Below are 17,947 nucleotides of genomic sequence, written 5' to 3'. Positions count from 1 at the left end.
TTTCAGAATTATGCCCGGTCAACGCTAAAGGCGATGACTTCAGCCAGTGTCTCCGCGCCCAGCGCCAACATCACCAGACGATCAACACCTAATGCCACGCCGGAACAGTCAGGCATACCGACTTTCAAGGCTTCAATCAGATTCTGGTCAATGGGGTGCTGCGGCAAACCGCGCGCCGCGCGCTTACGGTTATCTTGTTCAAAACGTTGTTGCTGCTCACGGGCATCCGTCAATTCATGGAAACCATTCGCCAGCTCAATACCTTTATAATAAACCTCAAAGCGTTCAGCGACCCGATGATCTTCGGTACTGATTTGCGCCAGTGATGCCTGGCTGGCTGGAAAGTGGTACACAAAGGTCGGTTTTTCTTTGCCAATATTTGGCTCTACGCCAAAGGTAAACAGCAATTGTAGCAACGTGTCGCGGTCTTCTTCGGTATCAGCAACGTTGCTTAAATCCAGTTTCGCTGCCACTTCCCGCAGTTGCGTTTTGTCGGCAGAGAGCGGGTCAATTTCCAGATAACGCAAGAAAGCTTGTTGATAAGAAAGGCTTTCTGCTGCCGGGCAGTCCAGCACTTGTTGTAAGAGATCGTCCACCTCGTTCATCAACCGGTACATATCATAGTGCGGTCGATACCACTCAAGCATAGTGAACTCAGGGTTGTGATAACGCCCCATCTCTTCATTACGGAAGCTGCGGCACAGCTGGAATACCGGCCCACAACCAGCAACCAGCAGGCGTTTCATATGGTATTCCGGGCTGGTCATTAACCAGAGATTCATCCCCTGCGAATGCCCGGGGCCAACGAAACGTGTCTCAAACGGGACCAAATGAATATCGGTTACCGTCGCCTGGCTCATACAAGGCGTCTCCACCTCCAGCACTCCACGATCGGCAAAGAAACGACGGATCTCCGCCATAATCGCCGCGCGTTTTAATAAGTTAGGGATGGATGCGCTCGGCTGCCAGGATGCCGTTTCGCTCATAGTTAAATCTCCAGTTTTTGACAAGGGCACGAAGTCTACTCGCAACGCGACGGCGAGACAAATTTTACGCAGGAATCAAACAAGGGTGGGCAGTGACTAAAAAAAGCACGATCTGATGGTTTAGTAATTAAATTAATCATCTTCAGTGATAATTTAGCCCTCTTGCGCACTAAAAAAATCGATCTCGTCAAATTTCAGACTTATCCATCAGACTATACTGTTGTACCTATAAAGGAGCAGTGGAATAGCGTTCGCAGACCGTAACTTTCAGGCACTTACCCTGAAGTACGGGGCTGTGGGATAAAAACAATCTGGAGGAATGTCGTGCAAACCTTTCAAGCCGATCTTGCCATTGTAGGCGCCGGTGGCGCGGGATTACGTGCTGCAATTGCTGCCGCGCAGGCAAATCCAAATGCAAAAATCGCACTAATCTCAAAAGTATACCCGATGCGTAGCCATACCGTTGCTGCAGAAGGGGGCTCCGCCGCTGTCGCGCAGGATCATGACAGCTTCGAATATCACTTTCACGATACAGTAGCGGGTGGCGACTGGTTGTGTGAGCAGGATGTCGTGGATTATTTCGTCCACCACTGCCCAACCGAAATGACCCAACTGGAACTGTGGGGATGCCCATGGAGCCGTCGCCCGGATGGTAGCGTCAACGTACGTCGCTTCGGCGGCATGAAAATCGAGCGTACCTGGTTCGCCGCCGATAAGACCGGCTTCCATATGCTACACACGCTGTTCCAGACCTCTCTGCAATTCCCGCAGATCCAGCGTTTTGACGAACATTTCGTGCTGGATATTCTGGTTGATGATGGTCATGTTCGCGGCCTGGTAGCAATGAACATGATGGAAGGCACGCTGGTGCAGATCCGTGCTAACGCGGTCGTTATGGCTACCGGCGGTGCGGGTCGCGTTTATCGTTACAACACCAACGGCGGCATCGTTACCGGTGACGGTATGGGTATGGCGCTAAGCCACGGCGTTCCGCTGCGTGACATGGAATTCGTTCAGTATCACCCAACCGGTCTGCCAGGTTCCGGTATCCTGATGACCGAAGGCTGCCGCGGTGAAGGCGGTATTCTGGTCAACAAAAATGGCTACCGTTATCTGCAAGATTACGGCATGGGCCCGGAAACTCCGCTGGGCGAGCCGAAAAACAAATATATGGAACTGGGTCCACGCGACAAAGTTTCTCAGGCCTTCTGGCACGAATGGCGTAAAGGCAACACCATCTCCACGCCGCGTGGCGATGTGGTTTATCTCGACCTGCGTCACCTCGGCGAGAAAAAACTGCATGAACGTCTGCCGTTCATCTGCGAACTGGCGAAAGCGTACGTTGGCGTCGATCCGGTTAAAGAACCGATTCCGGTACGTCCGACCGCACACTACACCATGGGCGGTATCGAAACCGATCAGAACTGTGAAACCCGCATTAAAGGTCTGTTCGCCGTGGGTGAATGTTCCTCTGTTGGTCTGCACGGTGCAAACCGTCTGGGCTCCAACTCCCTGGCGGAACTGGTGGTCTTCGGTCGTCTGGCCGGTGAGCAAGCGACAGAGCGTGCAGCAACTGCTGGTAATGGCAACGAAGCGGCAATTGAAGCGCAGGCAGCTGGCGTTGAACAACGTCTGAAAGATCTGGTTAACCAGGATGGCGGCGAAAACTGGGCGAAGATCCGCGACGAAATGGGCCTGGCTATGGAAGAAGGTTGCGGTATCTACCGTACGCCGGAACTGATGCAGAAAACCATCGACAAGCTGGCTGAGCTGCAGGAACGCTTCAAGCGCGTGCGCATCACCGACACCTCCAGCGTGTTCAACACCGACCTGCTCTACACCATTGAACTGGGCCACGGTCTGAACGTTGCTGAATGTATGGCGCACTCCGCAATGGCACGTAAAGAGTCCCGCGGCGCGCACCAGCGTCTGGACGAAGGTTGCACCGAGCGTGACGACGTCAACTTCCTCAAACACACCCTCGCCTTCCGCGATGCTGATGGCACAACTCGCCTGGAGTACAGCGACGTGAAGATTACTACGCTGCCGCCAGCTAAACGCGTTTACGGTGGCGAAGCGGATGCAGCCGATAAGGCGGAAGCAGCCAATAAGAAGGAGAAGGCGAATGGCTGAGATGAAAAACCTGAAAATTGAGGTGGTGCGCTATAACCCGGAAGTCGATACCGCACCGCATAGCGCATTCTATGAAGTGCCTTATGACGCAACTACCTCATTACTGGATGCGCTGGGCTACATCAAAGACAACCTGGCACCGGACCTGAGCTACCGCTGGTCCTGCCGTATGGCGATTTGTGGTTCCTGCGGCATGATGGTTAACAACGTGCCAAAACTGGCATGTAAAACCTTCCTGCGTGATTACACCGACGGTATGAAGGTTGAAGCGTTAGCTAACTTCCCGATTGAACGCGATCTGGTGGTCGATATGACCCACTTCATCGAAAGTCTGGAAGCGATCAAACCGTACATCATCGGCAACTCCCGCACCGCGGATCAGGGTACTAACATCCAGACCCCGGCGCAGATGGCCAAGTATCACCAGTTCTCCGGTTGCATCAACTGTGGTCTGTGCTACGCCGCGTGCCCGCAGTTTGGCCTGAACCCCGAGTTCATCGGTCCGGCTGCCATTACGCTGGCGCATCGTTATAACGAAGATAGCCGCGACCACGGTAAGAAGGAGCGTATGGCGCAGTTGAACAGCCAGAACGGCGTATGGAGCTGTACTTTCGTGGGCTACTGCTCCGAAGTCTGCCCGAAACACGTCGATCCGGCTGCGGCCATTCAGCAGGGCAAAGTAGAAAGTTCGAAAGATTTTCTTATCGCGACCCTGAAACCACGCTAAGGAGTGCAACATGACGACTAAACGTAAACCGTATGTACGGCCAATGACGTCCACCTGGTGGAAAAAATTGCCGTTTTATCGCTTTTACATGCTGCGCGAAGGCACGGCGGTTCCGGCTGTGTGGTTCAGCATTGAACTGATTTTCGGGCTGTTTGCCCTGAAAAATGGCCCGGAAAGCTGGGCGGGATTCGTCGACTTTTTACAAAACCCGGTTATTGTGATCATTAACCTGATCACTCTGGCGGCAGCTCTGCTGCACACCAAAACCTGGTTTGAACTGGCACCGAAAGCGGCCAATATCATTGTAAAAGACGAAAAAATGGGACCAGAGCCAATTATCAAAAGTCTCTGGGCGGTAACTGTGGTTGCCACCATCGTAATCCTGTTTGTTGCCCTGTACTGGTAAGGAGCCTGAGATGATTAATCCAAATCCAAAGCGTTCTGACGAACCGGTATTCTGGGGCCTCTTCGGGGCCGGTGGTATGTGGAGCGCAATTATTGCGCCGGTGATGATCCTGCTGGTGGGTATTCTGCTGCCGCTGGGGCTGTTTCCGGGTGATGCACTGAGCTACGAGCGCGTTCTGGCGTTCGCGCAGAGCTTCATTGGTCGCGTATTCCTGTTCCTGATGATCGTTCTGCCGCTGTGGTGTGGTTTACACCGTATGCACCACGCGATGCACGATCTGAAAATCCACGTACCTGCGGGCAAATGGGTTTTCTACGGTCTGGCTGCTATCCTGACAGTTGTCACGCTGATTGGTGTCGTTACAATCTAACGCATCGCCAATGTAAATCCGGCCCGCCTATGGCGGGCCGTTTTGTATGGAAACCAGACCCTATGTTCAAAATGACGCTCTGCGCCTTATTAATTACCGCCTCTTGCTCCACATTTGCTGCCCCTCAACAAATCAACGATATTGTGCATCGCACAATAACCCCGCTTATAGAGCAACAAAAGATCCCCGGTATGGCGGTGGCGGTAATTTATCAGGGTAAACCTTATTACTTTACCTGGGGCTATGCGGACATCGCCAAAAAGCAGCCCGTCACACAGCAAACGTTGTTTGAGTTAGGTTCGGTCAGCAAAACATTTACGGGCGTGCTTGGTGGCGACGCTATTGCTCGAGGGGAAATCAAGTTAAGCGATCCCGCAACAAAATACTGGCCTGAACTTACCGCTAAACAGTGGAATGGGATCACACTATTACATCTCGCAACCTACACTGCTGGCGGTCTGCCATTGCAGGTGCCGGATGACGTTAAATCCTCAAGCGACTTGCTGCGCTTCTATCAAAACTGGCAACCTGCATGGGCTCCAGGAACACAACGTCTGTATGCCAACTCCAGTATCGGTTTGTTCGGCGCACTGGCTGTGAAGCCGTCTGGTTTGAGTTTTGAGCAGGCGATGCAAACTCGTGTCTTCCAGCCACTCAAACTCACTCATACGTGGATTAATGTGCCGTCCGCAGAAGAAAAGAATTACGCCTGGGGATATCGCGAAGGTAAGGCAGTGCATGTTTCGCCTGGGGCGTTAGATGCTGAAGCTTATGGTGTGAAGTCGACCATTGAAGATATGGCCCGCTGGGTGCAAAGCAATTTAAAACCCCTTGATATCACTGAGAAAACGCTTCAACAAGGGATACAACTGGCACAATCTCGCTACTGGCAAACCGGCGATATGTATCAGGGCCTGGGCTGGGAAATGCTGGACTGGCCGGTAAATCCTGACATCATCATTAACGGCAGTGACAATAAAATTGCACTGGCAGCACGCCCCGTAAAAGCGATTACGCCCCCAACTCCTGCAGTATGCGCATCATGGGTACATAAAACGGGGGCGACCGGCGGATTTGGTAGCTATGTTGCGTTTATTCCAGAAAAAGAGCTGGGTATCGTGATGCTGGCTAACAAAAACTATCCCAATCCAGCGAGAGTCACTGCCGCCTGGCAGATTCTCAACGCTCTACAGTAAAATTTCATCGGGTCCGAATTTTTGGACCTTTTCTCCGCTTTTCCTTGCTGTCATCTACACTTAGAAAAAAACCAGTAAGGAAACATTTATGCGCCTGCTCCCTCTCGTTGCCGCAGCGACAGCTGCATTTCTGGTCGTTGCCTGCAGTTCTCCTACGCCGCCCCGTGGCGTGACAGTAGTGAATAATTTCGATGCTAAACGCTATCTCGGTACCTGGTATGAGATTGCCCGTTTTGATCACCGCTTTGAACGTGGACTGGAAAAAGTCACCGCAACATACAGCCTGCGGGATGACGGCGGCCTGAATGTCATTAATAAAGGCTATAACCCTGACAGAGAAATGTGGCAGCAGAGTGAAGGGAAAGCGTACTTTACCGGCGCACCAACTCGCGCTGCGCTGAAAGTGTCATTCTTTGGTCCTTTCTATGGCGGTTATAACGTTATTGCACTCGATCGGGAATACCGCCATGCGCTGGTTTGCGGCCCGGACCGCGACTACCTGTGGATACTCTCCCGCACGCCAACCATTTCTGACGAAGTGAAACAGGAGATGCTGGCAGTCGCGACCCGGGAAGGGTTTGATGTCAGTAAGTTTATTTGGGTACAGCAGCCCGGTAGTTAGTGAGTGCTGAGTTTCAGACCAATAATCCCCAATACGATTAACGCCAGACTCGCCAGGCGCATCGGGTTAGCGGACTCGCCGAGCAGCACAATGCCGGTGATGGCCGCGCCGACTGCGCCAATACCCGTCCACACGGCATAAGCCGTCCCTACTGGTAACGATTTCATCGCCCAGGCAAGTAGCGCCATACTGACAATCATCGCCGTCACAGTAATAACACTTGGCGTCAAACGACTAAAGCCGTGGGTATATTTCAGGCCAACGGCCCATACCACTTCCAGCAGACCAGCAATAACTAAGATAATCCAGGACATATCAGGCTCCGGAGAATTGGGGCCGTCCCCGGTGAAAAGAGGCGTTTGCAGGTCGTCCTGCAAAGCTGATGGTTGAACGGATATTTTGCCAGGTGGCAGGGGAATTTCAACTATTACCTTTGTGACTATCGCAAAAAAACAAACGGCACGACATAACTGTCGTACCGTTATTGCTTACTGCTGCGCTTTCGTTGCTGCGCCAGAAATCGCGTTACCGCCATCAGAAATGTCTTCACCAACGCCACGCGTGGTGTTGCAGGCAGTTAATACTGTTGAAAGCACCAGAACAGAAAAGATCGCTGCAATTGTCTTCTTCACCATAACGTCTTCCTTTTAGGTAATGTTATTTATGTTTGCCTATAGCAAATTAATAATAGACAACATCACCAAAAATGATGGAAATCTGATGATTTTTCGGAAGAGAAGAAAAATTAGCTGGCAGCGCGGGAGATGGAATTACCGAGATGTTTAATGTCTTCACCAAAACCGCGAGCGGTGTTACAGCCCGTGAGCAGCGCACTGGCAAGCAAAACAAGAACGATAAGGCGTTTCATCATCTCTGACCTGAATAAGTGATGGTGCAGCCTGCAGGCCGCACCACAACCGCATTACTTCACGCGAGAGACGTATTCACCAGAGCGGGTATCCACTTTGATGACTTCGCCGATTTGTACAAACAGCGGAACTTTAACCACAGCGCCAGTAGACAGGGTAGCCGGTTTGCCGCCAGTACCTGCGGTATCACCTTTCAGGCCCGGATCGGTATCCACGATTTCCAGTTCAACGAAGTTCGGCGGAGTAACGGAGATCGGCTGACCATTCCACAGAGTTACGATACACTCTGCCTGATCCAGCAGCCATTTAGCGTTGTCGCCAATTGCTTTTGCATCAGCAGACAGCTGCTCGAAAGTTTCGTTGTTCATGAAGTGCCAGAACTCACCGTCGTTGTACAGGTAAGTCAGGTTCATATCGACAACATCAGCGCCTTCAGCGGAATCAGTAGATTTGAAGGTTTTTTCTACGCGAGTACCGGTCAGCAGACGACGCAGTTTAACGCGAGCAAATGCCTGGCCTTTACCCGGTTTTACGAATTCACTCGCTTCAACCGCGTAAGGTTCGCCGTCTAACATGATTTTAAGACCAGCACGAAAATCGTTGCTATAGTACGTTGCCATAAGGCCCTCTGAAATTTGTTAATTGGTAGCTAAGCCACAAAATGGCGCATATTGTAACCCTAAATACCCCATCCAGAGAAGATTGGTTAACGCAACTTGCCGATGTTGTGACCGATCCTGATGAACTTCTGCGTCTTTTGAATATAGACGCGGACGAAAAACTGTTGGCCGGACGCAGCGCCAAAAAGCTGTTTGCCCTGCGTGTGCCCCGCTCATTTATCGATCGCATGGAGAAAGGCAATCCGAACGATCCGCTTTTGCGTCAGGTAATTACCTCGCAAGATGAGTTTGTCGTCGCGCCCGGATTCTCCACCGACCCGCTGGAAGAACAGCACAGCGTAGTGCCAGGTTTGTTGCATAAATACCACAACCGGGCGCTTTTGCTGGTCAAAGGCGGCTGCGCGGTAAATTGCCGCTATTGCTTCCGTCGCCACTTCCCCTATGCCGAAAATCAGGGCAACAAGCGTAACTGGCAAACTGCACTTGAGTATGTTGCTGCGCATCCGGAACTGGACGAGATGATTTTCTCCGGCGGCGATCCGCTGATGGCGAAAGATCACGAGCTGGACTGGTTGCTCACACAACTGGAAGCCATCCCGCATATCAAACGTCTGCGGATTCACAGCCGTCTGCCGATTGTGATCCCGGCACGCATCACAGATGCGCTGGTTGAACACTTTTCACATTCTACGCTGCAAATCTTGCTGGTGAATCACATCAACCATGCCAATGAGGTAGATGAAACATTCCGTCAGGCGATGGCTAAGTTGCGCCGGGTAGGCGTTACTTTGCTGAACCAGAGCGTTCTGTTACGTGGTGTGAACGATAACGCGCAAACGCTGGCAAACCTGAGTAATGCGTTGTTCGATGCGGGCGTGATGCCGTATTACCTGCATGTGCTCGATAAAGTACAGGGCGCGGCGCATTTTATGGTGAGTGATGACGAAGCACGGCAGATTATGCGTGAGTTGCTGACACTGGTGTCGGGATATCTGGTGCCTAAACTGGCGCGAGAAATTGGCGGCGAACCCAGCAAAACGCCGCTGGATCTCCAGCTACGCCAGCAGTAACTGATTAAACAGGGAAGTTTAATCTTTGCACGTTGCATAACCTTTAATTATTCATATACATTGCTGTTATTACTTTTTATATAACCAACACCAATAATTAACCTTTCTTTTCTGTTTATATAGAGTGAGCACGGCTATTTATGTTATTTTAACAACTATTACTACCAAGCCCATTTATCTGGCTTATAAATTAAAATTAATTATTTAATTGAGAAATGGTTAGGGAGAACCTACATGGCCATAAGCATCAAGGGTGTTAATACCGGTGTTATTCGCAAGAGCAATAATTTCATTGCACTGGCGCTGAAAATTAAAGAGCCTCGCAATAAAGAATCGTTGTTCTTTCTGTCTGTCATGGAACTGCGCGACCTTCTGATTGCGCTGGAAAGCCGTTTGCATCAAAAGCATAAACTGGATGCTGCTGCACGCCTTCAGTATGAGCAAGCTCGCGATAAAGTCATTAAGAAAATGGCAGAAAATATCCCAGAAATTCTGGTTGATGAGCTTAAAAATGCCGATATTAATCGTCGGGTTAACACGCTGGAACTTACCGATAATCAGGGTGAAAATCTTACCTTCGTATTAACGCTACATGACGGTAGCAAATGTGAATTAGTCATCAATGAATTGCAGATTGAAATGCTGGCGCGAGCAATCATTCATGCAATTAATAATGCGGAAATGCGTGAACTGGCATTACGTATTACCTCACTGTTAGATTTCCTACCGTTATACGATGTTGACTGCCAGGACAATGGCAATCTGGAATATGACACCTATTCCCAACCGGAATGGAAACATAACTTGTTCAACCATTATCTGGCGGTGCTTTACCGCTTTAAAGATGAAAGTGGCAAAGAACAATTTAGCGGCGCAGTGGTGAAAACGCGTGAAGCAACGCCGGGTAAAGAAGTGGAGGCGATCACTCGCCGAATGCTTGATTTCAGCCCACGACTGAAAAAACTCGCGGGTGTACCATGTCAGGTCTATGTTCGCACCGTAGCGGCAAATAACGCCCAACCGCTAACCCAGGATCAATGCTTACGCGCGCTACATCACTTACGTGTTCAATCCACCAGCAAAACTGCACCACAGGCGAAATAATCCCATCTGTTTTACTACGAGGCTGGAAGTATCCAGCCTCTGGATCCCATCAGTTCGGGCACTTATATACCTGGCCGATAATCTGGCTATCCGTCGGGACAAAACTGGACAACATCCCCTGCGACGGGCTGCTGATGCCATAAATCACGTTACCGCCCATTGCAGCAGCCTGGTTGCGCAGATCGTTTGCTGCGCCGCGCATAGAACCGCCCTCTTCACCGTGTTGCCCGGAAAGCCAGTTGCTTTGCTTACCTGTCGCAGTACCAATCAGCTGGCACTCTGCGCCTGGCTGCTCGTCCACAATGCGTACACTCTGACCGGCAGCACTCAATTCGTTGCTGGAGCTACAACCCGCCATCAGTAGCGCGGCACCGACAATCCCTGCTAAGTATTTTACGTGCATGTTATTCCCCATAATCAATGAGCTGGACGCCACTCGCGTCGTCCGTGTCTGAATCTTATACTAGAAAGATGACCAAAAGAAAAACCCCCAGACATTTCTGCCCGGGGGTTTGTTTATTTCTGCGAGGTGCAGGGCAATTACATCATGCCGCCCATGCCACCCATGCCGCCCATACCGCCAGCAGCGCCTAAGTCAGCTGCATCGTTTTTCGGCAGGTCGGTAACCATGCACTCGGTGGTGATCATCAGGCCAGCCACAGAAGCCGCGTACTGCAGAGCAGAACGGGTTACTTTGGTTGGATCCAGGATACCCATGTCGATCATGTTGCCGTATTCTTCGGTTGCTGCGTTGTAACCGTAGTTACCGTCGCCGCCTTTAACGGTGTTAGCAACAACAGACGGTTCTTCGCCGCAGTTCAGGACGATCTGACGCAGCGGAGCTTCCATTGCACGCAGTGCAACTTTGATACCCACGTTCTGGTCTTCGTTCTGACCACGCAGGTCAGCCAGTTTAGACGCTACGCGGATCAGCGCAACACCACCACCAGCAACCACGCCTTCTTCTACCGCAGCACGGGTCGCGTGCAGGGCGTCTTCAACGCGTGCTTTTTTCTCTTTCATTTCAACTTCGGTAGCAGCACCTACTTTGATAACTGCAACGCCGCCTGCCAGTTTCGCTACACGCTCCTGCAGTTTTTCACGGTCGTAGTCAGAAGTTGCTTCTTCAATCTGCTGACGGATCTGAGCAACACGGCCCTGGATTGCAGCTTCTTCACCCACGCCATCGATGATGGTGGTAGTGTCTTTGTTGATCACAACACGTTTAGCCTGACCCAGGTCTTCCAGGGTTGCTTTTTCCAGCTCCATACCGATCTCTTCAGAGATTACGGTACCGCCAGTCAGGGTTGCGATATCCTGCAGCATAGCTTTACGACGATCGCCGAAGCCCGGAGCTTTAACCGCAGCAACTTTCACGATGCCACGCATGGTGTTAACAACCAGAGTTGCCAGCGCTTCGCCTTCTACATCTTCAGCGATGATCAGCAGCGGTTTGCCTGCTTTGGCAACAGCTTCCAGAACCGGCAGCATTTCGCGGATGTTGGAGATTTTCTTGTCAGCCAGCAGGATGAACGGGCTTTCCAGTTCTACTGCGCCAGTTTCCGGCTTGTTGATGAAGTAAGGAGACAGGTAGCCACGGTCGAACTGCATACCTTCAACCACGTCCAGTTCGTCCTGCAGACCGGTACCGTCTTCAACGGTGATAACGCCTTCTTTACCGACTTTGTCCATCGCTTCAGCGATCAGTTTACCTACGGTTTCGTCGGAGTTAGCGGAGATGGTACCAACCTGAGCAATCGCTTTAGAGTCAGAGCACGGTACGGACAGCGCTTTCAGTTCTTCAACTGCAGCGGTAACAGCTTTGTCGATACCACGTTTCAGGTCCATCGGGTTCATGCCCGCAGCAACAGCTTTCAGACCTTCAGTGATGATAGCCTGAGCCAGTACGGTTGCAGTGGTGGTACCGTCGCCTGCAGCGTCGTTCGCTTTAGAGGCAACTTCTTTCACCATCTGCGCACCCATATTTTCGAACTTGTCTTCCAGTTCGATTTCACGAGCAACGGAAACACCATCTTTGGTGATGGTCGGTGCACCGAAAGATTTATCCAGAACTACGTTACGGCCTTTCGGACCGAGGGTAACTTTCACTGCATCTGCCAGTACGTTTACGCCGCGCAGCATTTTCACACGAGCGTCGTTACCGAATTTTACGTCTTTAGCTGCCATTATCTTTATTCCTTAAATTCGTATGTTCAGTGTCGTGCGCGGATTACGCTTCAACAATTGCCAGAATGTCGCTTTCGGACATGATCAACACTTCTTCATTGTCGATCTTCTCAGATTTCACACCGTAGCCATCGTTGAAAATAACGATGTCGCCAACTTTCACATCCAGCGGCTTCACTTCGCCATTTTCAAGGATACGGCCATTGCCGACAGCCAGCACTTCGCCGCGGGTGGATTTAGCCGCTGCAGAGCCGGTCAGAACGATGCCGCCAGCAGATTTAGTTTCAACTTCTTTACGCTTGACGATCACGCGATCATGCAATGGACGAATATTCATTGATAACTCTCCTTTGAGAAAGTCCGTATCTGTTATGGGTGACGCCGGAGCTTACGTGGTTTCCCGGCTGGTGACCAGAGAAATGGGGATGAGGCTTCGCCCCTTCAAGGGGGAAAAAGAAAAAAAATTCTGATCAGCACAAAATCGGGTGAAAACCCTGATTCACCTCACATTTCATCGCAATTTCTTCATCACCGTCATAAGCGAATCTGATTGTGCTACCATCGAAAATCTACGCAGTTGCCCATAATTTGGGCGCAATCGGACATCAACCCATGAGTGGACTCAAACAAGAACTGGGGCTGGCCCAGGGCATTGGCCTGCTATCGACGTCATTATTAGGCACCGGCGTGTTTGCCGTTCCTGCGTTAGCTGCACTGGTAGCAGGCAATAACAGCCTGTGGGCGTGGCCCGTTTTGATTATCTTAGTGTTCCCGATTGCGATTGTGTTTGCGATTCTGGGTCGCCACTATCCCAGCGCAGGCGGTGTCGCGCACTTCGTCGGTATGGCGTTTGGTTCGCGGCTTGAGCGAGTCACCGGCTGGTTGTTTTTATCGGTCATTCCCGTGGGTTTGCCTGCCGCGTTACAAATTGCTGCCGGGTTCGGCCAGGCAATGTTTGGCTGGCATAGCTGGCAACTGTTGTTGGCAGAACTCGGTACGCTGGCGCTGGTGTGGTATATCGGTACTCGCGGTGCCAGTTCCAGTGCTAATCTACAAACAGTTATTGCCGGACTTATCGTCGCGCTGATTGTCGCTATCTGGTGGGCGGGCGATATCAAACCTGCGAGTATCCCCTTCCCTGCACCTGGTAATATCGAACTTACCGGGTTATTTGCTGCGTTATCAGTGATGTTCTGGTGCTTTGTCGGTCTGGAAGCATTTGCCCATCTTGCCTCGGAATTTAAAAATCCAGAGCGTGATTTTCCTCGTGCTTTGATGATTGGTCTGCTGCTGGCAGGATTAGTCTACTGGGGCTGTACGGTAGTCGTCTTACACTTCGACGCCTATGGTGAACAAATGGCGGCAGCAGCATCGCTTCCAAAAATTGTAGTGCAACTGTTCGGTGTAGGAGCGTTATGGATTGCCTGCGTGATTGGCTATCTGGCCTGCTTTGCCAGTCTCAACATTTATATACAGAGCTTCGCCCGCCTGGTCTGGTCGCAGGCGCAACATAATCCTGACCACTACCTGGCACGCCTCTCTTCTCGTCATATCCCGAATAATGCCCTCAATGCGGTACTCGGCTGCTGCGTGGTGAGCACGTTGGTGATTCATGCTTTAGAGATCAATCTGGACGCTCTTATTATTTATGCCAATGGCATCTTTATTATGATTTATCTGTTATGCATGCTGGCAGGTTGTAAATTATTGCAAGGACGTTATCGACTACTGGCGGTGGTTGGCGGGCTGTTATGCGTTCTGTTACTGGCAATGGTCGGCTGGAAAAGTCTCTATGCGCTGATCATGCTGGCGGGGTTATGGCTGTTTCTGCCAAAACGAAAAACGCCGGAAAATGGCATAACCACATAATCCGGCGTTTCGACATTAATCCTGGCGATCGTCTTTATGATCAAGGCGGTCGCGGTCATCATCCTTTCGCTGGTACTCACCATCAAAAGTATTACCGCCACCGGTCCCGGCGCTAAAACCGCCGCCTGGCATGCGAGAAAAGCGCAAATGCGGCATCAACTTCACTGTCAGATGCTTTTGCACCGGCGGCAATAAAAGCAGAAGACCGAGGAAGTCGGTAAAAAAGCCCGGTAATAAAAGCAGCAAACCAGCAATGATCAGCGAAACACTTTTAATCATCTCCGCCGCTGGGTTTTCACCCGCCGCCATTTTTTGCTGCATCAGCACGAAATTCTTAAAGCCCTGGTTGCGTACCAGTGACATACCGATAACTGACGTGAATATAACCAGCACGAGGGTCAGCAATACCCCCAATACATGGGCAACCTGAATAAAGATTGAAATCTCAATATAGACATAAAGAAAAATGGCAATAAAAGGTAACCAGCGCAAAGGTTTCTCCTGTAATAGCAGCCGGTTAAACCCGGCTACCTGAATGGGTTGCGAATCGCGTTCAGCTTATATTGTGGTCATTAGCAAAATTTCAAGATGTTTGCGCAACTATTTTTGGTAGTAATCCCAAAGCGGTGATCTATTTCACAAATTAATAATTAAGGGGTAAAAACCGACACTTAAAGTGATCCAGATTACGGTAGAAATCCTCAAGCAGCATATGATCTCGGGTATTCGGTCGATGCAGGGGATAATCGTCGGTCGAAAAACATTCGAAACCACATATATTCTGTGTGTTTAAAGCAAATCATTGGCAGCTTGAAAAAGAAGGTTCACATGTCAAACAACATTCGTATCGAAGAAGATCTGTTGGGTACCAGGGAAGTTCCAGCTGATGCCTACTATGGTGTTCACACTCTGAGAGCGATTGAAAACTTCTATATCAGCAACAACAAAATCAGTGATATTCCTGAATTTGTTCGCGGTATGGTAATGGTTAAAAAAGCCGCAGCTATGGCAAACAAAGAGCTGCAAACCATTCCTAAAAGTGTAGCGAATGCCATCATTGCCGCATGTGATGAAGTCCTGAACAACGGAAAATGCATGGATCAGTTCCCGGTAGACGTCTACCAGGGCGGCGCAGGTACTTCCGTAAACATGAACACCAACGAAGTGCTGGCCAATATCGGTCTGGAACTGATGGGTCACCAGAAAGGTGAATATCAGTACCTGAACCCGAACGACCATGTTAACAAATGTCAGTCCACTAACGACGCCTACCCGACCGGTTTCCGTATCGCAGTTTACTCTTCCCTGATTAAGCTGGTAGATGCGATTAACCAACTGCGTGAAGGCTTTGAACGTAAAGCTGTCGAATTCCAGGACATCCTGAAAATGGGTCGTACCCAGCTGCAGGACGCAGTACCGATGACCCTCGGTCAGGAATTCCGCGCTTTCAGCATCCTGCTGAAAGAAGAAGTGAAAAATATCCAACGTACCGCTGAACTGCTGCTGGAAGTTAACCTTGGCGCAACAGCAATCGGTACTGGTCTGAACACGCCGAAAGAGTACTCTCCGCTGGCAGTGAAAAAACTGGCTGAAGTCACTGGCTTCCCATGCGTACCGGCTGAAGACCTGATCGAAGCGACCTCTGACTGCGGCGCTTATGTTATGGTTCACGGCGCGCTGAAACGCCTGGCTGTGAAGATGTCCAAAATCTGTAACGACCTGCGCTTGCTCTCTTCTGGCCCACGTGCCGGCCTGAACGAGATCAACCTGCCGGAACTGCAGGCGGGCTCTTCCATCATGCCAGCTAAAGTAAACCCGGTTGTTCCGGAAGTGGTTAACCAGGTATGCTTCAAAGTCATCGGTAACGACACCACTGTTACCATGGCCGCAGAAGCAGGTCAGCTGCAGTTGAACGTTATGGAGCCGGTCATTGGCCAGGCCATGTTTGAATCCGTTCACATTCTGACCAACGCTTGCTACAACCTGCTGGAAAAATGCATTAACGGCATCACTGCTAACAAAGAAGTGTGCGAAGGTTACGTTTACAACTCTATCGGTATCGTTACTTACCTGAACCCGTTCATCGGTCACCACAACGGTGACATCGTGGGTAAAATCTGTGCCGAAACCGGTAAGAGTGTACGTGAAGTCGTTCTGGAACGCGGTCTGTTGACTGAAGCGGAACTTGACGATATTTTCTCCGTACAGAATCTGATGCACCCGGCTTACAAAGCAAAACGCTATACTGATGAAAGCGAACAGTAATCGTACAGGGTAGTACAAATAAAGAAGGCACGTCAGATGACGTGCCTTTTTTCTTGTGAGCAGTAACTTAAAAATAACAATCCAATATCAACTTGTTAAAAAACAAGGAAGGCTAATATGCTAGTTGTAGAACTCATCATAGTTTTGCTGGCGATCTTCTTGGGCGCCAGATTGGGGGGAATAGGTATTGGTTTTGCAGGCGGATTGGGGGTGCTGGTTCTTGCCGCTATTGGCGTTAAACCCGGTAACATCCCGTTCGATGTCATTTCCATTATCATGGCGGTTATCGCCGCTATTTCTGCCATGCAGGTTGCTGGCGGTCTGGACTATCTGGTTCATCAGACAGAAAAGCTGCTGCGCCGTAACCCGAAATACATCACGATCCTCGCGCCGATCGTGACCTATTTCCTGACAATCTTTGCTGGTACTGGCAACATCTCTCTGGCGACACTGCCAGTTATCGCTGAAGTTGCGAAGGAACAAGGCGTCAAACCTTGCCGTCCGCTGTCTACTGCAGTGGTATCCGCGCAGATTGCGATCACCGCATCGCCAATCTCAGCAGCAGTGGTTTACATGTCTTCCGTAATGGAAGGTCATGGCATCAGCTACCTCCATCTGCTCTCCGTGGTCATCCCGTCCACCCTGCTGGCGGTTCTGGTGATGTCCTTCCTGGTCACTATGCTGTTCAACTCCAAACTCTCTGACGATCCGATTTATCGCAAGCGTCTGGAAGAAGGCCTGGTTGAACTGCGCGGTGAAAAGCAGATTGAAATCAAATCCGGTGCAAAAACGTCCGTCTGGCTATTCCTGCTGGGCGTAGTTGGCGTGGTTATCTATGCAATCATCAACAGCCCAAGCATGGGTCTGGTTGAAAAACCGCTGATGAACACCACCAACGCAATCCTGATCATCATGCTCAGCGTTGCAACTCTGACCACCGTTATCTGTAAAGTCGATACCGACAACATCCTCAACTCCAGCACCTTCAAAGCAGGTATGAGCGCCTGTATTTGTATCCTGGGTGTTGCGTGGCTGGGCGATACTTTCGTTTCCAACAACATCGACTGGATCAAAGATACCGCTGGTGAAGTGATTCAGGGTCATCCGTGGCTGCTGGCCGTCATCTTCTTCTTTGCTTCTGCTCTGCTGTACTCTCAGGCTGCAACCGCAAAAGCACTGATGCCGATGGCTCTGGCACTGAACGTTTCTCCGCTGACCGCTGTTGCTTCTTTCGCTGCGGTGTCAGGTCTGTTCATTCTGCCGACCTACCCGACGCTGGTTGCTGCGGTACAGATGGATGACACGGGTACAACCCGTATCGGTAAATTCGTCTTCAACCATCCGTTCTTCATCCCGGGTACTCTGGGTGTTGCCCTGGCCGTTTGCTTCGGCTTCGTGCTGGGTAGCTTCATGCTGTAATGATCAATCGCGGGGCTTCAGGCCCCGCTTTCTTTCCCGCCGACTAACATCCTTCCCCCGTCCGTTGTATAGTGACCTCTCTCTTGCGGTTCCATCTGTTCTTG

General features: G+C 50.7%; 20 protein-coding genes. 11 read left to right on the top strand and 9 right to left on the bottom strand.

Features of this window, described 5'->3' with window-relative positions; all coding sequences use genetic code 11:
- Positions 1 to 8 precede the first annotated feature (8 nt).
- Positions 9 to 986, bottom strand: a complete 978-nt coding sequence (gene epmA, locus G434_RS07510) for an elongation factor P--(R)-beta-lysine ligase (RefSeq protein ID WP_000004771.1) — start codon at positions 984 to 986, stop codon at positions 9 to 11.
- 324 nt (positions 987 to 1,310) lie between these two features.
- Here epmA and frdA point away from each other — a divergent pair, with 324 nt between their 5' ends.
- The 6 genes from frdA to blc all read left to right on the top strand — a co-directional run bounded on the left by frdA (position 1,311) and on the right by blc (position 6,440).
- Complete coding sequence (gene frdA, locus G434_RS07515) at positions 1,311 to 3,119, top strand: fumarate reductase (quinol) flavoprotein subunit (protein WP_001192973.1); 1,809 nt, start codon at positions 1,311 to 1,313, stop codon at positions 3,117 to 3,119.
- Positions 3,112 to 3,846: a fumarate reductase iron-sulfur protein gene (gene frdB, locus G434_RS07520; protein WP_000829498.1), complete on the top strand. Its 735-nt coding sequence runs from the start codon at positions 3,112 to 3,114 to the stop codon at positions 3,844 to 3,846. The genes frdA and frdB overlap by 8 nt, the downstream gene beginning before the upstream one ends.
- 10 nt (positions 3,847 to 3,856) lie before the next feature.
- Positions 3,857 to 4,252, top strand: a complete 396-nt coding sequence (frdC, locus tag G434_RS07525; protein WP_000208763.1) for a fumarate reductase subunit FrdC — start codon at positions 3,857 to 3,859, stop codon at positions 4,250 to 4,252.
- Between the two features lie 10 nt (positions 4,253 to 4,262).
- A complete protein-coding gene (frdD, locus tag G434_RS07530) occupies positions 4,263 to 4,622 on the top strand; it encodes a fumarate reductase subunit FrdD (protein ID WP_000609663.1) in 360 nt (119 codons plus the stop codon).
- A gap of 62 nt (positions 4,623 to 4,684) precedes the next feature.
- Positions 4,685 to 5,818: a BlaEC family class C beta-lactamase gene (locus G434_RS07535; RefSeq protein WP_001376670.1), complete on the top strand. Its 1,134-nt coding sequence runs from the start codon at positions 4,685 to 4,687 to the stop codon at positions 5,816 to 5,818.
- Positions 5,819 to 5,906: 88 nt separating this feature from the next.
- Entirely contained in the window at positions 5,907 to 6,440 is a 534-nt protein-coding gene (gene blc / locus G434_RS07540) for a lipocalin Blc (protein WP_001238369.1), read from the top strand.
- Here blc and sugE read toward each other — a convergent pair.
- The 4 genes from sugE to efp all read right to left on the bottom strand — a co-directional run bounded on the left by sugE (position 6,437) and on the right by efp (position 7,929).
- Positions 6,437 to 6,754 carry a quaternary ammonium compound efflux SMR transporter SugE gene (gene sugE / locus G434_RS07545; RefSeq protein WP_000118482.1) on the bottom strand — a complete coding sequence of 106 codons (318 nt, stop codon included), beginning with the start codon at positions 6,752 to 6,754 and terminating at the stop codon, positions 6,437 to 6,439. The genes blc and sugE overlap by 4 nt on opposite strands.
- 174 nt (positions 6,755 to 6,928) lie before the next feature.
- Entirely contained in the window at positions 6,929 to 7,075 is a 147-nt protein-coding gene (ecnB, locus tag G434_RS07550) for a lipoprotein toxin entericidin B (protein ID WP_000239596.1), read from the bottom strand.
- A gap of 110 nt (positions 7,076 to 7,185) precedes the next feature.
- The gene (gene ecnA / locus G434_RS07555; protein WP_000977754.1) at positions 7,186 to 7,311 is read right to left on the bottom strand and encodes a lipoprotein antitoxin entericidin A; all 126 of its coding nucleotides are present in this window, start codon (positions 7,309 to 7,311) and stop codon (positions 7,186 to 7,188) included.
- 51 nt (positions 7,312 to 7,362) lie between these two features.
- Complete coding sequence (efp, locus tag G434_RS07560; RefSeq protein WP_000257278.1) at positions 7,363 to 7,929, bottom strand: elongation factor P; 567 nt, start codon at positions 7,927 to 7,929, stop codon at positions 7,363 to 7,365.
- Positions 7,930 to 7,970: 41 nt separating this feature from the next.
- On the opposite strand from efp, the gene epmB reads away from it, so the two are divergent.
- Both epmB and G434_RS07570 read left to right on the top strand, forming a co-directional pair.
- Positions 7,971 to 8,999, top strand: a complete 1,029-nt coding sequence (gene epmB / locus G434_RS07565; RefSeq protein ID WP_000940541.1) for an EF-P beta-lysylation protein EpmB — start codon at positions 7,971 to 7,973, stop codon at positions 8,997 to 8,999.
- Between the two features lie 234 nt (positions 9,000 to 9,233).
- Complete coding sequence (locus G434_RS07570) at positions 9,234 to 10,103, top strand: YjeJ family protein (RefSeq protein WP_001008025.1); 870 nt, start codon at positions 9,234 to 9,236, stop codon at positions 10,101 to 10,103.
- Positions 10,104 to 10,152: 49 nt separating this feature from the next.
- Here G434_RS07570 and G434_RS07575 read toward each other — a convergent pair whose 3' ends face one another.
- From G434_RS07575 to G434_RS07585, 3 genes are all read right to left on the bottom strand, one after another.
- Positions 10,153 to 10,506 (bottom strand): DUF4156 domain-containing protein, encoded by a 354-nt coding sequence (locus tag G434_RS07575; RefSeq protein WP_000558209.1) that lies wholly within the window; start codon positions 10,504 to 10,506, stop codon positions 10,153 to 10,155.
- A 137-nt stretch (positions 10,507 to 10,643) separates the two neighbouring features.
- The gene (gene groL, locus G434_RS07580) at positions 10,644 to 12,290 is read right to left on the bottom strand and encodes a chaperonin GroEL (protein ID WP_000729117.1); all 1,647 of its coding nucleotides are present in this window, start codon (positions 12,288 to 12,290) and stop codon (positions 10,644 to 10,646) included.
- A gap of 43 nt (positions 12,291 to 12,333) precedes the next feature.
- The gene (locus G434_RS07585) at positions 12,334 to 12,627 is read right to left on the bottom strand and encodes a co-chaperone GroES (RefSeq protein ID WP_001026276.1); all 294 of its coding nucleotides are present in this window, start codon (positions 12,625 to 12,627) and stop codon (positions 12,334 to 12,336) included.
- A gap of 275 nt (positions 12,628 to 12,902) precedes the next feature.
- On the opposite strand from G434_RS07585, the gene yjeH reads away from it, so the two are divergent.
- Positions 12,903 to 14,159: an L-methionine/branched-chain amino acid transporter gene (gene yjeH / locus G434_RS07590; protein ID WP_000015852.1), complete on the top strand. Its 1,257-nt coding sequence runs from the start codon at positions 12,903 to 12,905 to the stop codon at positions 14,157 to 14,159.
- A 15-nt stretch (positions 14,160 to 14,174) separates the two neighbouring features.
- Here yjeH and G434_RS07595 read toward each other — a convergent pair whose 3' ends face one another.
- Entirely contained in the window at positions 14,175 to 14,651 is a 477-nt protein-coding gene (locus G434_RS07595) for an FxsA family protein (protein WP_001267445.1), read from the bottom strand.
- A gap of 336 nt (positions 14,652 to 14,987) precedes the next feature.
- Here G434_RS07595 and aspA point away from each other — a divergent pair, with 336 nt between their 5' ends.
- Both aspA and dcuA read left to right on the top strand, forming a co-directional pair.
- Positions 14,988 to 16,424: an aspartate ammonia-lyase gene (aspA, locus tag G434_RS07600; RefSeq protein ID WP_000069437.1), complete on the top strand. Its 1,437-nt coding sequence runs from the start codon at positions 14,988 to 14,990 to the stop codon at positions 16,422 to 16,424.
- Between the two features lie 117 nt (positions 16,425 to 16,541).
- Entirely contained in the window at positions 16,542 to 17,843 is a 1,302-nt protein-coding gene (gene dcuA, locus G434_RS07605) for an anaerobic C4-dicarboxylate transporter DcuA (protein WP_000961959.1), read from the top strand.
- Positions 17,844 to 17,947: the final 104 nt, after the last annotated feature.

Source organism: Escherichia sp. KTE172, assembly GCF_000408845.1.
GTDB lineage: Bacteria > Pseudomonadota > Gammaproteobacteria > Enterobacterales > Enterobacteriaceae > Escherichia > Escherichia coli.
This window is presented reverse-complemented; position numbering and strand designations above follow the sequence as displayed.

Bases quoted from the DNA above. Each gene is read 5' to 3' on its own strand.
- aspA (WP_000069437.1), top strand. From the start codon at position 14,988: ATGTCAAACAACATTCGTATCGAAGAAGATCTGTTGGGTACCAGGGAA.
- ecnB (WP_000239596.1), bottom strand. From the start codon at position 7,075: ATGGTGAAGAAGACAATTGCAGCGATCTTTTCTGTTCTGGTGCTTTCA.
- G434_RS07585 (WP_001026276.1), bottom strand. From the start codon at position 12,627: ATGAATATTCGTCCATTGCATGATCGCGTGATCGTCAAGCGTAAAGAA.
- epmB (WP_000940541.1), top strand. From the start codon at position 7,971: ATGGCGCATATTGTAACCCTAAATACCCCATCCAGAGAAGATTGGTTA.
- yjeH (WP_000015852.1), top strand. From the start codon at position 12,903: ATGAGTGGACTCAAACAAGAACTGGGGCTGGCCCAGGGCATTGGCCTG.
- epmA (WP_000004771.1), bottom strand. From the start codon at position 986: ATGAGCGAAACGGCATCCTGGCAGCCGAGCGCATCCATCCCTAACTTA.
- sugE (WP_000118482.1), bottom strand. From the start codon at position 6,754: ATGTCCTGGATTATCTTAGTTATTGCTGGTCTGCTGGAAGTGGTATGG.
- dcuA (WP_000961959.1), top strand. From the start codon at position 16,542: ATGCTAGTTGTAGAACTCATCATAGTTTTGCTGGCGATCTTCTTGGGC.
- blc (WP_001238369.1), top strand. From the start codon at position 5,907: ATGCGCCTGCTCCCTCTCGTTGCCGCAGCGACAGCTGCATTTCTGGTC.
- G434_RS07570 (WP_001008025.1), top strand. From the start codon at position 9,234: ATGGCCATAAGCATCAAGGGTGTTAATACCGGTGTTATTCGCAAGAGC.
- groL (WP_000729117.1), bottom strand. From the start codon at position 12,290: ATGGCAGCTAAAGACGTAAAATTCGGTAACGACGCTCGTGTGAAAATG.
- frdB (WP_000829498.1), top strand. From the start codon at position 3,112: ATGGCTGAGATGAAAAACCTGAAAATTGAGGTGGTGCGCTATAACCCG.
- frdC (WP_000208763.1), top strand. From the start codon at position 3,857: ATGACGACTAAACGTAAACCGTATGTACGGCCAATGACGTCCACCTGG.
- G434_RS07535 (WP_001376670.1), top strand. From the start codon at position 4,685: ATGTTCAAAATGACGCTCTGCGCCTTATTAATTACCGCCTCTTGCTCC.
- G434_RS07575 (WP_000558209.1), bottom strand. From the start codon at position 10,506: ATGCACGTAAAATACTTAGCAGGGATTGTCGGTGCCGCGCTACTGATG.
- ecnA (WP_000977754.1), bottom strand. From the start codon at position 7,311: ATGATGAAACGCCTTATCGTTCTTGTTTTGCTTGCCAGTGCGCTGCTC.
- frdD (WP_000609663.1), top strand. From the start codon at position 4,263: ATGATTAATCCAAATCCAAAGCGTTCTGACGAACCGGTATTCTGGGGC.
- efp (WP_000257278.1), bottom strand. From the start codon at position 7,929: ATGGCAACGTACTATAGCAACGATTTTCGTGCTGGTCTTAAAATCATG.